The sequence below is a fragment of the Saccharopolyspora sp. 6M genome (assembly GCF_020176775.1).
GTDB lineage: Bacteria > Actinomycetota > Actinomycetes > Mycobacteriales > Pseudonocardiaceae > Saccharopolyspora_C > Saccharopolyspora_C gregorii.
Genome location: NZ_JAIUJZ010000029.1, coordinates 20,701 through 34,081 on the forward strand (window position 1 = coordinate 20,701; position 13,381 = coordinate 34,081).

A 13,381-nucleotide genomic window follows, 5' to 3' on the forward strand; every position below is an offset into this window, starting at 1 on the left:
CGAGGTCCCCGGAGGTGGACGGCCCATCGGCCCCGTCCCGGCGGCCCGCTGGGCCGTCCACCTGGGGAGGTTCGTCGGGGACGGGCGGCTCAGGCCTGGTCGGTGACGGTGACGCTGGCGGTGGTGCGCCTCGCGATCAGGTCCGCGTCGTAGCTGACGCCGATGCCGGGTCCGGTCGGGACGGGCAGCGTGCCGTCCGCGCCGATGGAGGTGTACGCGTCGGTGTAGCCGCAGGTGTAGATCTCCGGGGACGGGTCGGCCAGCTGCGGCGACACGTTCGCGACCTCGTACATCGAGGTGGCCTGCATGGACGCGACCAGGTGCCGGTGGATCGGGCTGGGCCCGTGCACCTCCACGTTGACGCCGAGGGATTCGGCGAACTTGATGGTCTTCAGGCATCCGGTGATGCCGAGGTCGAAGTGCGAGTCGACGCGCAGCAGGTCGGTGCCGCCCGCGAGCAGGAAGTCGGCCTTCGCCTCGGGCCCGGCGACGTGCTCGGTCTGCAGGATCGGGATGTCCAGCGCCTCGCGGAGCTTGCGGTGCGCGAACGCGCCGATGCCCAGCGGCCGCATCGGGTCCTCGTACCAGCGGAATCCCGCGTCCTGGCAGGCCTTTCCGACGAAGATGGCGTCGGAGAGCGAGTCGAACACGCACGCCGGGTCGAGCATCAGCTCGGTCCGCTCGCCCAGGTGCTCGCGCAGGTGCGCGACGTTCTCGGCCTCCTCCCACTTGTCGCCCTCGTGCCAGCTGTGCATCTTGAAGCCGGTCCAGCCGAGTTCGCGCAGCTCGGCGAAGAACGCCACCACCGATTCCTTGTCGGAGAGGCTGCCGACGCGGTCGCCGTTGACGCTGGAGGCGTAGGCGCGGATGCGTTCCCGCCCGCCGCCGAGCAGTTCGGTCAGCGAGGCGCCGTACACCTTGCCCGCCAGGTCCCACAGCGCGTTGTCCAGGAAGCACAGCCCGTAGGAGTGCGCGGGCCGGGACAGCCTGCGCCCGGCCCGCAGGATGCGCTCGCGGGCGTGCCACGGCCGCCCGATGGCGACCCGGGCGACGTCGGCGGCCTGCTGGGCTGACCCGTTCACGGCGTGGTTGGCGTACTCGCCGACGTGCCCGTCGGTGGTGTGCACCCGGACCAGCAGCACGCCGCGCTTCCCGACCACGCCGGGCTGGTGGTACCAGGAACCGGCGCGGGCGTCGACGTCGAAGGTGCGGGTGTAGCCGGGGGTGTCGACGTCGAACTGGACGACCTCGACCTTGTCGATCAGCGTGCTCACGGTGGATCTCCTCTCAGCGCCCGTCTTCGGGCTCGTGCTGCGGCGGCGCGACCGGCGCGCGGGTGGTGCGGTGGGCGTCACGGGGTGGCCGGAACCGCGATCCCGTCGACGCGGCGGGGAACGGGGGAGGGCCCGTCCCGCAGTTCCGGTGGCAGCGACGCCTCGGGCGCGTTCTGCCAGGCGATCGGGCGCAGGAACCGGCGGATCGCGGTGGCACCCACGGAGGTGTGCTGGGTGTCGGTGGCGGGCCACGGCCCGCCGTGCTGCTGGGCCCACGCGACAGCGACGCCGGTGGGATAGCCGTCGAAGAGCAGCCGTCCGGTGCGGCCGCGCAGGGCCGCGACGGCGCGGTCGCGTTCGGGGTCGTCGGCGGCGCCCCCGTGCACGGTGGCGACGAGCGAGCCGGGCAGCCGGTCGAGCAGGCCGGTCAGCTGCTCGGGGGCGTACCGCACGAGGACCGCGATCGGCCCGAACAGCTCCTCCAACAGCGCGGCGTCGAGGTCGTCGGCGTCGACCAGCACCGCGGTCGGCCGCACCTCGAAGCCCGCGCCGGGTTCGGCGGTGGCGGTGATCAGGTGGCGTCCGCCGAGCGCGGCGACCCCGGCCGCGTAGGACTCGGCGATGCCCGCGTTGAGCAGTGCCGGAGCGGGCACCTCGGCGAGGGCGGCGGTGGCGGCGTCGACGAGCCGGTCGCCGTCGGGCCCGGCGGGAACCAGCACGAGACCGGGTTTGGTGCAGAACTGCCCGCCGCCCAAGGTGAACGAGCCGACCAGGCCGCGCCCGATCTCCGCCGCGCGCTCGGCGGCCGCAGCCGCGGTCACCACCAGCGGGTTCACGCTGCCCAGCTCCCCGAAGAACGGGATCGGGTCCGGGCGCCGCGCGATCAGCCCGCGCAGCGCGGTGGCCCCGGCGTGCCCACCGGTGAAGGAGACCGCGGTGATCGCCGGATCGGTGACCAGCGCCGTCCCGGCTTCGCGACCGAACACCACGGAGATCGTGCCGTCCGGGGCGCCCGCGCGGGCCGCGGCGGCGGCGAGGATCCGCCCGCACAGCGCGGAGGTGAGCGGGTGGCTGCCGTGCGCCTTGACCACGACGGCGCAGCCCGCGGCGAGCGCGGCCGCGGTGTCCCCGCCGGGCACCGAGAAGGCGAGCGGGAAGTTGCTGGCGCCGAACACGGCGACCGGCCCGGTCGGCACCAGCATCCGGCGCAGGTCCGGGCGCGGGCCCATCGGCGTGTCCCCGGGATGGTCGACGACGGCCTCCAGGTAGGCGCCGTCCTCGATGACCTCGGCGAAGAACCGCAGCTGGTAGGCGGTCCGGTTCAGCTCCCCGTCCAGTCGCGGGCGTCCGAGCGCGGTCTCCCGGTCGGCGGTGGCGACCACCTCCTCGCGGGCGGCTTCCAGGTCGTCTGCCATGGCGCGCAGCACGGCGGCTCGCCCGGCGCGGCCGATCCGCTCCAGCTCCTCGGTGGCCGTGGCGGCGCGGGCGCAGTGCGCCGCGACCTCGGCGGTGCCGGTCGGCAGCAGGTCGGTGCGGGTGGCCTCGCCGGTGCGCGGGTCGATGCTGGGCAGCGGGTGCGCGCCCGCCGCCGCGCTCATCGGACGTCCCAGCTGGCGAGGATCTTCGCGACCGCTTCCCGCGCCGCCGGTTCGATCCGGGAGGCGGGTGGACGCACGTCGGGTCTGCCGAGGCCGATCTGGTGCAGCGCCTCCTTGATCACGCTGACGTTGTCGGCACCGGCGTCCGCCGCGCGCAGTTCTTCGAACTCCCGCACCTGGTCCCACACCCGCATCGCCGCCGTGAAGTCCCCTGTGGACAGTGCGGCCTGCATCCGCAGCGAGAGGTCCGGGGCGATGGTGGCGAGCCCGGAGGTGAAACCGGTCGCGCCGACCGCCGCGTAGGCGGGGGCGGACAGTTCGGCGAGGCCCGCGATCCAGGTGAACCGGTCGATCCCGGCGACCCGCGCCACCGCGGCGAACCGGGTCGGGTCGGGCAGCGCGTACTTGACGCCGACGACGTTCGGGCAGGCGTCGGCGAGCGCGGTGAAGTCGGCCGCCTCGATCCGCGGCGTCCGCACGTACGGCAGCACCCCGAGGTCGGGGACCGCGGAGGCGATGGCCCGGTGGTAGTCGATCCAGCCTTGCCGGGAGACGTAGGGGTGCACCGGCTGGTGCACCATCACCGCGGCGGCCCCGCGATCCCGCGCGTAGCGGGCGGCGTCGATCGCGGTGGCCGCGTCGAATCCGACTCCGGCGATGAGCAGCGTGTCCGGCCGGGCGGCCGCGGCGGTGAGGTCGGCCAGGGCGCGCGTCTCGGCGGGCGAGAGCGTGTAGAACTCGCCGGTGTTGCCGTTGACGGTGAGCACCCGCACGCCGCCGTCGAGCAGCCGTTCCACCGCGCGTTCGGTGTTCGGCACGTCGATGGTGCCGTCCGCGGTGAACGGGGTCGGGGTGATCGCGATGACGTCGGCGAGCCGGCGCCTGATCTCGTCGAGTTCCATGCTTCTCCTCGGAGGAGTCGGGTGAGGACGTCGTTGATCGCCCGCGCAGCCGGATGTCGCTGCGCGGTGGTGGTGTCGGATGTGCGGGGGGTGGCGGTCAGCCCGCGGCGGTGTCACCGTCCGCGGGTTCGGCCGCGCCGGTGAGGTACGGCATGACGCGCTCGACGAACTCGGCGATGTGGGCGCGCAGTGCGGTGGCGACCGCGTCGGCGTCGCCGCGTTCGGCGGCGTCGAGGATGCCGCGGTGCTCGTCGGCTTCGGTCCGCCACCCGCCCGCCGTGCGCCAGCCGGAGACGCTGACCAGCGCGGTCTGGTCCTTGAGCCCGTCGAGGGTGTCCACGAGGAGCGCGTTCCCGCAGCCCGCGTAGAGGTGGCGGTGGAACTCGCGGTTGGCGAGGCTCATTCCCGCGTTGTCCCCGGCTTCGCCCGCGGCCACCGCGCGGTCCAGCGCGACGCCGGCCGGGCCCGGGTCGAAGCCCGCGGTCACGGCCCGGCGCGCCGCTTCGGGTTCCAGCAGCAGCCGCAGGTCGTAGATCGCGGCGGCCTCGTCGGCGTCGAGTTCGCGGACGATGGCTCCCTTGAACCGGCTGAACGCGACGAGGCCGGTGCCGACCAGCGTCTTCAGCGCCTCGCGCACGGGGGTCTTGGACATGCCGAGGACTTCGGCGATGTCGGCTTCGACCAGCTGCTGGCCGGGCCGCAGCCGGTTGGTGAGGATGCCCCGCTTGATGGTCGACAGCGCCCGGTCGGTCCGGTTCGCCAGCGGATCCACCTCCGCGTCGGCGAGCGACAGCCGGAAGGCCGCCATCGCGTCCGGTGAGCTCTCGGCCATCACGCTGCTCCTTCGTACGTCATATATGAGATACGAGGGACTGTAGGGTGGTGTCATGGCGAGGTCAAGCAGTGGGCGGGCGGAGCTCCCCACGACGACCGAGGTCGCCGACCTGTGGCGGGCCGTGGTGCGCGCAGGCGGCGCCATCGGATTCCCCGTGGACGCCCCCGCGGAACTCATCGCGGAGGCGGCGGCAGGAGAACTGCGCGACGTCGGATCCGGGCGGCAGGAGCTGCTGGTCGAACGCGACGGCGGGCTCCTGGTGGGGATGGTGCTGGTCCGCGGGAAGGAAGGGCAGGTGTTCCGCCACCGGGCGGAAGTGCGGAAGCTGATCGTGCACCCCGGGTGGCAGCGCGGCGGGATCGGGCGTCGTCTGCTGGCCCGCGCGGTCGAGCGCGCCCGCGACCTCGGTTTCCGGCAGCTCGTGCTCGCCACCCGCGGCGGCACCCACCTGCCCGAGTTCTACCGCCGCCAGGGCTGGGCCGAGGTCGGCCGCTTCCCGGCCGCGCTCCAGGTGGCGCCCGGGGACTTCCGGGACGAGCACTGGTTCCAGCGCGAGCTCTGATCCGCCGCGGTCTCCGGTAGCGATGGTCGTCCAGTCCGCAGTGGACGGGCTCGGCCGACCCGCGACCACCTGTCCTTTGTGGACTAGCGGTTCAGCGGTTCGCGCGAGCGAGTCGGTCGACGGCCTCGACCACGGTCTCCGGGGTCGAGCTCGTAACGTTCGCCGTCGTCGCGCAGCGGCACCTCCACCACCGAGCCGCCGGCTTCCGGCACCAGGTCGAAGAACGGCGGGTAGATCGGCGGGTTGACGATCACGCCGTCGCCGGGCGAGATGAGGCGCCGCAACGATTCGACGATGACGACGCTGACGTCGGTGGTGCAGCTCATCCGCTCCGGTGCGGGTTCCCAGTCCCAGGTGTCGGCCGCGTAGGAGGCGAAGGCCTCGGCGGCCCGGGTGTCGTGCGGGTCGACGTAGCCGGTGTCGCCCGCCTCCACCGCGGCCAGCAGCGCGGACTTGATCGCGGGTGCGAGCGGGAAGTCCATCTCGGCGACGAACATCGGCAGCACGTCCGGGCCGTGCGTGCGCCACTTCTCGCTCGTCCGGCGCCGGAGCGTCCACATCGGATCGGCTGCGGTCACGCGCCCTCCTCGGTTCCGGGTCGTGCGGTGGGGGTGCTCACGACGAGCGCGGGTCGGTGGCGTCGCCGTAGCTCTTGGTGAGGTGGTCGCGCAGGGTCGCCGCGAACGCGTCGCCGTCCCCCGAGGCGGCGGCGTCCAGCAGCAGCCCGTGCTCCTCGACGATCGCGGCGGCGCGGTCCAGCAGCCGCCGCCCGTAGCTGAACAGCAGGAAGCGCTGCCGATCGGCGAGCCGGTCGTAGAGCTCCAGCACCACCTCGTTGCCCGCGGCCGCGATGAAGGACCGGTGGAACGCGATGCTCAGCTCCACGAACGCGGTCAGGTCCCCGGCGTCGAGGACTTCCCGCTGCCGCAGCAGATCCGGGCGCATCTCGACGGCGAGCGCGGTGAGCGCGCGCGGGCGGGCGGCGCGCACCGCGCCCGATTCGAGCATCGCCTTGGCTTCGGCGAGTTCGCGGACGGCGCGGTCGCTGAGGGTCTGCACGAGGGCGCCGCGCTTGGGGTAGATCGTCACCCAGCCCTCCTCCTGGAGCCGGACCAGCGCGGCCCGCACGGGCGTGCGGCTCACCGCCAGCTCGGCGGCGAGCGTCGCCTCGCTGAGCATCGTGCCGCCGGGGAAGCGCCCGGTGAGGATGCCCTGCCGGACGTGCCGGTAGGAGCGCTCGTTCGCGGAGCCCTCGTCGAGCGTGGTCCTGGCCATCGTGCCGCCTCTCGTCGTCGCCCCCGATCGCTCCATCCTCCCAAGCAGGCCCGCGAGCCGTTGGGATGCAACATGTATCCTAGTTCGGTGACGAATCGACCCGCCGATCGCCCGGACGATCTGGAGGCGAAGTACCGCCGTTCCAAGATCATCAACGTCGTGCTCGCGGCCCTGTCCGCGTTCCTGCTCGTGGTGGTGGCCGCCCAGCTCTCCACCGGGCAGCCCGCGCCGAGCGCGGACGGCGGTGCGGCCTCCCCGCCGCAGCAGGTGGGCGTCGAGCTGCGCGACCCGCACGACCCGATGGCCATCGGCGGCGCCGACGCCCCGGTGGTGCTGGTCGAGTGGACCGACCTGCGCTGCCCGTACTGCGCCGTGTTCAACCGGGACACGCTGCCCGCGCTCGTCCGCGAGTACGTGGACTCGGGGAAGCTGCGCATCGAGATCCGCGACGTCTCCTTCTTCGGCGAGCAGTCGGCCACCGCCGCCGTCGCCGCCCGCGCCGCGGGGAACCAAGGCATGTTCCCCGAATACCTCGGCGCCGTGTACCGGGCCGCCCCCGAATCCGGGCACCCCGACCTCCCGCGCGACCGGCTGATCGGGTTCGCGGAGGAGATCGGCGTGCCCGACCTCGCGAAGTTCACCGCCGACCTCGACGACCCGCGGCTGCTGGAGGCGGTGCGGCAGAGCACCGGTGACGCGCAACGCCTCGGCGTGAACAGCGTCCCGTTCTTCGCCATCGGCAACTCGGCGCTCTCCGGGGCGCAGCCGATCGAGAACTTCCGCGAGTTCGTGGACGCCGCGCTCGCCGGCGGGGAGTAGGGCGCGTGGAACTCGGCCTGCTCGGCGCGTTCGTCGGCGGGGTGCTGACCCTGCTGAGCCCGTGCTCGGTGATGCTGCTGCCAGCCTTCTTCTCCTACGCCTTCACCGCACCCGGCGCGCTGCTCGCGCGCACCGGGGTGTTCTACCTCGGGCTGATCACCACGCTGGTGCCGCTGGGCGTGCTGGCCGGGACGCTCGGCGCGTTCGTGAACGAGTACCGGGACGCCTTCGTCGGCGTGGCGGCCGTCGTGGTGATCGTGCTCGGGGTGCTGATGCTGCTGGACGTGCCGCTGCCGATGCTGAGCAGGACGCAGCGCTCGGCGGGCACCTCGACGGCCTCGGTGTACGCGCTCGGCACGATCTACGGGCTGGCCGGGGTGTGCGCCGGACCGCTGCTCGGGGCGGTGCTAACGTTCGCCGCGGTGTCCGGGAACGCGCTGCGCGGCGGGGTCGTGCTGCTGGTGTTCGCCGCCGGGATGGCGCTGCCGCTGCTGGTGCTGAGCTTGCTGTGGGACCGGTTGCCGTTCGTGCGCGGCCTGGTGCGCCCGCGGCAGGTGCGGATCGGGCGCTGGGAGAACACCTGGACCGGGGTGGTCGGCGGGGCGCTGACCGCGGCCGTCGGGGTGCTGATGCTGGTCACCCGGGGGACGACGAGCGTGGGCGGCGTGCTCGGCGCCTCCGAACAGGCGCGGCTCGAAGGCCGGGTGCTGGAGCTGTCCGGGGCCGTTCCCGACTGGGCGGTGGTGCTGGTCGTGCTGGCCGTGGCCGGCTCCGCCTGGTTCGTGCTGCACCGCAGGAACCGAACCGGCTGACCTTCCACTTCTGCCGCGTCGCACTGGCGCGGCGGAACTCACCGCCCGTCTTGTACGACGTGCACGCCCGGTCGGGTTCGACGGCGGGCGGTGGGGTTCCCCGCACCGGGCGGCAGGAGCGGATCGACGGCGTGGTCAGGCGAGGAGGAGGGTGAGGGCTCCGAGCAGCACCGCGGACGTGGCGGCGGCTCCGGCGAGGACGCGCTGCGCCGAACCGGGCAGCCGTTCCCCCGGCGGCAAGGCGACGGCGGCGGCCAGCGCGATCCGCGGCGGGGACGCGATGATCGCGAACGAACCCGCCACGTTCTGCCCCGCAAGCGCGATCAGCGGCGTCGCCCCCAGCCCGGCGGACGCGGTCGCGGTGGCGGCCGAGAACATCGCCGCCGCCCCGGTGTTGGACCCGGTGAGGTAGCCGCCGAACGCCCCGATCGCGGGGATCGCGGCGACGAACCCGTACCCGGCGCGCGTGGCCGAGGCCGCCAGGTGCTCGGCCATGCCGGTGGCGGCCATGACGATGCCGAGCACCATGAACAGCACGGCGCCGCCCGCGATCGGCACCCACCGGCGCACGGCGGAGCCGATCACCCGCCACCGGTCCGCTGCCGGGAGGTCGAGCGCGGCGACGGCGACGGCCGTGGCGATCAGCAGCCACACCGCCGGATTCGCCAGCACCGCGGCCGGACCGCTCGCGCCGAGCAGCGCCAGCACCCCGGTGGCGGCGAAGATGCCGCCGACCAGCACGAAGTACGGCAGCAGCGCGAGCGCGAGCGCCCGGTCCACCGCGGGCAGCGGGCCGTTCGCGGCGCGGGTCAGCGCGAGCAGTCCCGCGACCACCACCGCCGAGGCCAGCGCGCCCGCGGGCGGGAACAGCACCAGGTTCACCGCGATCAGCGCCACCCACTCCACGAGCACCACCGCGGCCGCCAGCAGCAGCTGCCGCGGCGCCGGGCGGCCGACGTTAAGGGCGAGCACGGCGCTCGCGGCCACGACCAGGACCGGCAGCGTCAGCAGCGCCGACCACAGGCCGAGCTCCCCGGATCCGACACCGCCGAGCTGCGCGGCGACCAGCGTGCCGGGGCCGAGGGAGCCCCACGGCACCAGCACCAGCCCGAGCAGTCCGGAGACCACCGCCTTCACCGGGGGCAGCCCGAGCCGGACCAGCAGGGGAGCGGTGATCACCACGCCGAGGCCGAACCCGGTGACGGATTCCATGAACGGCGTCAGCCCGAACACCAGCAGCAGCAGGGTGACCGTCCGGTCCGCGCCGCGTTCGGCGCCGTCGAGCCAGTCGGCGATCCGGTCCTGCGCACCGCCGCGCCGCATGGCCTCCGCTAGCCCGACGCCGCCGAGCAGGATCACGGCGACCTCGACGACGGTGGGCGCCATGTCCCGCGCCGAAGCCGCCATCCCGGCCGCGTCGAGGGGGAACGCGAGCGCCGCGGCGAGGACGGCGACGACCAGCCCGGTGGCTCCGGCCCACAGCGACGGGATCCGCACCGCCAGCAGGAGCAGCACGACGAGGATGGGCGCGGCGGCGGCGAGGAGCATCGGCATGGCACGTCCGGGGCGGGTCGGCGGTGGGGCCGGCCGGGCGCGTTCCCGGCCTTCCGGGGGCCGGGTTCCGCTGGGGTGCGGAACGGCTCCTCGCGGGAAAACTACCGATGTTCCGCGGTGCGGTGGCATCCGGTGCCGCCGATCTCACCGCTGCGGCGGGATTCCGCCCGCATCGTCCACAGTGGGCGATCGTGCTACCGGGCCCGGCCGGTCGAGCCCCTGGTCACTTCGGGTGATCGCTCGGCGTCCGGTCGGGTGGTCGGCGGATCTTCGAGAGCCGCGTCACGCAATCGTTGCGCCCGATGCTCGATATTCCGCTACTCCGATCAGTCCATGGGCTCCTGTGCTGCAACACTCAGCACTAATCGCATTGACAATCATTTTCAACAGCGTCTTAGATGGTGGTCGCGCACGGTGCGGCGATGAGGCGGAGTGCGCTTGCGGGCGCGATCAACTCTAGTTAGCCTAACCTAAGTTGACTGGGATGGCGTGACGGACCGTGATCCGTGCGCCGTGGATTCACTAAGCCGGGTGGCGCCGATCGGTGCCACCCGCAACTGGGGCCGTGCGCGATCGCGATCAAGCACGGGAAAGTGGGAGACGATCAGATGACCTCCGTTGGCGGTGCGGTGGAACGCCGCATCCAGTTCGACGGCGACGCGCTCGCCGCGACCGCCGGGCTCTGCGCGGAGTCGGCCGACCAGCACGTGCTCTACGAGCACGGCGGTGCGATCCGGTGGGCCGAGGGGCGGCAGGCCGAAGTCCAGGTCCGCGCGACCGGCGCGACCCTCGTGCACGGTGCGCGGCGCACCGAGTTCCCGCTGCGGACGCACCCGCTCGCCGCGGCGGGCGACGCGCTGCGCTCGCTCGGCGGAGCGGAGGCGCCGGGCGGGCCGCGGGCGTGCGGCTGGGTCAGCTTCGAGCTCTCGCAGGCCCACCGCGACGCGGTCGCCGCCGAGGACGTGCTCGCCTGGTTCCTGGTGCCGGAGCGGGAGGTCGTCGTCGACGGCGGGACCGCGCTGCTGCGCGCCGCCGACGTCGCCGAGCTCGACCGGCTCGAACGGAGGTTGCGGGCGGCGACCGCGGCCGAGCCCGTCCCGGCGGACGCCGACCTGCTGGAGCACGGCGCCGAGGAGTACCGCGCGGGCGTCCGCGACGCGGTCGCCGAGATCCGCGCCGGCCGGCTGGACAAGGTGATCCTGTCCCGCCCGGTCCCGGTGCCCGGCGAGATCGACCTCGCCGCCACCTACCTCGCCGGGCGCCGCGCGAACACCCCGGCGCGCTCGTTCCTGCTCCGCCTCGGCGGCTGGGAGGCGGCCGGGTACAGCCCGGAGATCGTCGCGAAGGTCGGTCCCGGCCGCGTCGTCACCACGCAACCGCTGGCCGGAACCCGCGCGCTGGCAGGAGATTCCGAAGTGGATGGTGCGTTGCGCGCCGAGCTCTACCGGGATGCCAAGGAGGTCTACGAGCACGCGATCTCGGTGCGGCTCGCGGCGCAGGAGCTCGACGGCGTGTGCGCGCCCGGCTCGGTGCGCGTCGCGGAGTTCATGCACGTGGAGGAGCGCGGCAGCGTGCAGCACCTGGCCTCCGAGCTCAGCGGCGTGCTGCGCGCCGAAGCCGACGCGTGGGACGCGCTGGCCGCGCTGTTCCCCGCCGTCACGGCCTCCGGCATCCCCAAGGAACCGGCCGGGGCGCTGATCCGGCGGCTGGAACGCGAGGAACGCGGCCTCTACAGCGGCGCGGTCGTCGCCGTGGACGGCGACGAGCTGGACGCGGCCCTGGTGCTGCGCAGCGTCTACCGCAAGGACGGCCGCACCTGGCTGCGCGCGGGTGCGGGCGTGGTCGCGGACTCCGACCCGGACCGGGAGCTGGAGGAGACCCGCGAGAAGCTGCGCAGCGTCTGCCGCCACCTGGTGCCCGCCGCGGAACCGGCGGTGACCCCGTGACCGGGGCGCGGCCGCTGCGGATCGTGGTCGCGGGCACCGCGTTCGGGCGGATCTACCTGGACGCGGTGCGCTCGGACCCGGAATCCTTCGAACTGGCCGGAATCCTGTCCCAGGGCAGCGCGTTCTCCCGCGCGCTCGCCGCGGAGCGCGGCGTCCCGTCCTACGCGGACCCGAGCGAGGTCCCCGCGGACGTGGACGTGGTCTGCGTCGTGGTGCGCTCCGGCGCCACCGGCGGCACCGGATCGGAGCTGGCGCGGGAGTTCCTGCGCCGCGGCACCCACGTGCTGCAGGAACACCCGGTGCACGCCGAGGAGATCGCGCAGAACCTGCGGGCCGCCCGGGACGGCGGTGCCGCGTACGCGGTGAACACGCTCTACCACGACATCGAGCCGGTGCGGACCTTCCTGGACGCGGTGGCCCGGCTGCGCGCCGAGCACGCGCTGCGGTTCGTCGACGCCGCCTGCAACAGCCAGGTCCTGCTCCCGCTGCTCGACGTGCTCGGCCGGGTCGCGGGCGCGCTGCGGCCGTGGGCGTTCGGCGACTGCGATCCGGTGCCCGAGCGGCTCGCGGTGCTCGCGGCGCAACCGCAACCGTTCCGCGCGCTGCACGCCGTGGTCGGTGGCCTGCCGGTGACGCTGCGGGTGCAGAACCAGGTGCACCCGGACGACCCGGACAACCACTCGCACCTGCTGCACCGGATCTCGGTCGGCACCGACGCGGGAGTGCTGGAACTGGCCGACACGCACGGACCGGTGCTGTGGAACCCGCGGCTGCACTCGCCGCGCGACGAGACCGGCAGGCTCGTGCTCGCCGGGCCGGGCACCGAACGGCTCGCGGTGCCCAGCACCTCGGTGTTGCAGGAGGCGCCCGGCACCTTCCACGACGTGTTCGCGCGGCTGTGGCCCGGCGCGGTGCGGGCCTCGCTGCTGCGGTTGCGCGCGGACATCGATCGACCCGCCCGCCGCACCGCCGCCGGGCAGTGGGCGCTGTCGGTGGCGACGGCCTGGGCCGACCTCACCGCGAAGCTCGGCATGCCCGAGGTGGTCCGGCCCGCGGAACCACCCGTCGTCGACCGGCGGGAGCTGGTCCGATGAGCGCCCGGTGCAGTCACGTGCTGCTGCGGGTCGACGACCTCGCGGCCGCGGTCGCGGACTTCCGCGCCGCCGGGTTCCAGGTCGATTTCGCCACCGCCGAGGAGCGGGCGCTGCACGCGCACGTGTGGTTCCCGGACGGCCCGATCGTCGAACTGCTCACCACGCCGCGCGGTGCGCGGTGGCTCCGGCTGCCGCTGGAGCTGTTCTTCGGCCGCGGCGCGGGGAAGCGCATGGTGCGCTGGGCGCGCCAGGCCGAGGGCTTCTGCGACGTCGCCGTGCTGACCCCTCGCGACGGGTTCGCCGGACGCCTCGCCGCGCTCGCCCGAGCCGGGGTGCCCAGCGGGCGCGCCGTGCGCTGGAAGCGGCGGCGCCCGGACGGGGCGCGCACCGAGTTCTCCTTCGCCTACCCGCGCAACGACCGGCTGCCGTTCCTGGTCACCCCGTACGACCCGCCGCAGCACCCGCCCGCCGTGGCGCACCCGAACGGGGCCACCGCGCTGCGCACCGTCGAGGTGGGCGTGCGGGCGCGGGACCTGCCCGCGTTCCGCGCCCTCGTCGGCGACGCCCCCGGTTTCCGGGTGCGGGAAGCACCGGTCACCGGAGTGCTGGCGATCGAGATCGCCGGGCTGGACCACGACGTGGATCCGGCGCTCACGCACGGCGCCGTGCTGCGCGCGGCACCCGCGGACGGCTAGCGCGCCCCTCTCCCC

At 74.2% G+C, this 13,381-nt stretch carries 13 protein-coding genes; 6 read left to right on the forward strand and 7 right to left on the reverse strand.

The annotated features are described in order from the left end of the window. Positions 1-89: 89 nt before the first annotated feature. The 4 genes from LCD31_RS05160 to LCD31_RS05175 form a co-directional block, all read right to left on the reverse strand. Positions 90-1,274 (reverse strand): enolase C-terminal domain-like protein, encoded by a 1,185-nt coding sequence (locus LCD31_RS05160; RefSeq protein ID WP_224956295.1) that lies wholly within the window; start codon positions 1,272-1,274, stop codon positions 90-92. A gap of 77 nt (positions 1,275-1,351) precedes the next feature. Then, a complete protein-coding gene (locus LCD31_RS05165) occupies positions 1,352-2,872 on the reverse strand; it encodes an aldehyde dehydrogenase family protein (protein WP_224956297.1) in 1,521 nt (506 codons plus the stop codon). Beyond that, the gene (locus LCD31_RS05170; protein ID WP_224956299.1) at positions 2,869-3,774 is read right to left on the reverse strand and encodes a dihydrodipicolinate synthase family protein; all 906 of its coding nucleotides are present in this window, start codon (positions 3,772-3,774) and stop codon (positions 2,869-2,871) included. Before LCD31_RS05170 ends, LCD31_RS05165 begins: the two co-directional genes overlap by 4 nt. Before the next feature lie 97 nt (positions 3,775-3,871). Beyond that, complete coding sequence (locus LCD31_RS05175) at positions 3,872-4,582, reverse strand: GntR family transcriptional regulator (RefSeq protein WP_224956380.1); 711 nt, start codon at positions 4,580-4,582, stop codon at positions 3,872-3,874. A gap of 79 nt (positions 4,583-4,661) precedes the next feature. Between LCD31_RS05175 and LCD31_RS05180 the strand changes: the two genes are divergently transcribed. Further along, a complete protein-coding gene (locus tag LCD31_RS05180) occupies positions 4,662-5,171 on the forward strand; it encodes a GNAT family N-acetyltransferase (protein WP_224956301.1) in 510 nt (169 codons plus the stop codon). An 83-nt stretch (positions 5,172-5,254) separates the two neighbouring features. Here the strand turns inward: LCD31_RS05180 and LCD31_RS05185 are convergent, their stop codons facing one another. Together LCD31_RS05185 and LCD31_RS05190 are read right to left on the reverse strand one after the other, a co-directional pair. Continuing rightward, a complete protein-coding gene (locus LCD31_RS05185) occupies positions 5,255-5,749 on the reverse strand; it encodes a hypothetical protein (protein ID WP_224956302.1) in 495 nt (164 codons plus the stop codon). Positions 5,750-5,786: 37 nt separating this feature from the next. Beyond that, entirely contained in the window at positions 5,787-6,446 is a 660-nt protein-coding gene (locus LCD31_RS05190; protein ID WP_224956303.1) for a GntR family transcriptional regulator, read from the reverse strand. 87 nt (positions 6,447-6,533) lie between these two features. Here LCD31_RS05190 and LCD31_RS05195 point away from each other — a divergent pair, with 87 nt between their 5' ends. Both LCD31_RS05195 and LCD31_RS05200 read left to right on the forward strand, forming a co-directional pair. Further along, complete coding sequence (locus tag LCD31_RS05195; RefSeq protein ID WP_224956304.1) at positions 6,534-7,265, forward strand: thioredoxin domain-containing protein; 732 nt, start codon at positions 6,534-6,536, stop codon at positions 7,263-7,265. Positions 7,266-7,270: 5 nt separating this feature from the next. After that, positions 7,271-8,077 (forward strand): cytochrome c biogenesis CcdA family protein, encoded by an 807-nt coding sequence (locus tag LCD31_RS05200; RefSeq protein WP_224956305.1) that lies wholly within the window; start codon positions 7,271-7,273, stop codon positions 8,075-8,077. 135 nt (positions 8,078-8,212) lie between these two features. On the opposite strand, the gene LCD31_RS05205 is transcribed toward LCD31_RS05200, so the two are convergent. Then, positions 8,213-9,631: an L-lactate permease gene (locus LCD31_RS05205; RefSeq protein WP_224956306.1), complete on the reverse strand. Its 1,419-nt coding sequence runs from the start codon at positions 9,629-9,631 to the stop codon at positions 8,213-8,215. Positions 9,632-10,239: 608 nt separating this feature from the next. Between LCD31_RS05205 and LCD31_RS05210 the strand changes: the two genes are divergently transcribed. Genes LCD31_RS05210 through LCD31_RS05220 form a run of 3 tightly spaced genes read left to right on the forward strand, consistent with a single transcriptional unit; the run spans position 10,240 to position 13,366 of the window. Next, entirely contained in the window at positions 10,240-11,577 is a 1,338-nt protein-coding gene (locus LCD31_RS05210) for a salicylate synthase (protein ID WP_224956307.1), read from the forward strand. Then, positions 11,574-12,671, forward strand: a complete 1,098-nt coding sequence (locus LCD31_RS05215; protein WP_224956309.1) for a Gfo/Idh/MocA family oxidoreductase — start codon at positions 11,574-11,576, stop codon at positions 12,669-12,671. The genes LCD31_RS05210 and LCD31_RS05215 overlap by 4 nt, the downstream gene beginning before the upstream one ends. Continuing rightward, positions 12,668-13,366: a VOC family protein gene (locus tag LCD31_RS05220; RefSeq protein WP_224956310.1), complete on the forward strand. Its 699-nt coding sequence runs from the start codon at positions 12,668-12,670 to the stop codon at positions 13,364-13,366. Before LCD31_RS05215 ends, LCD31_RS05220 begins: the two co-directional genes overlap by 4 nt. Positions 13,367-13,381 lie beyond the last annotated feature (15 nt).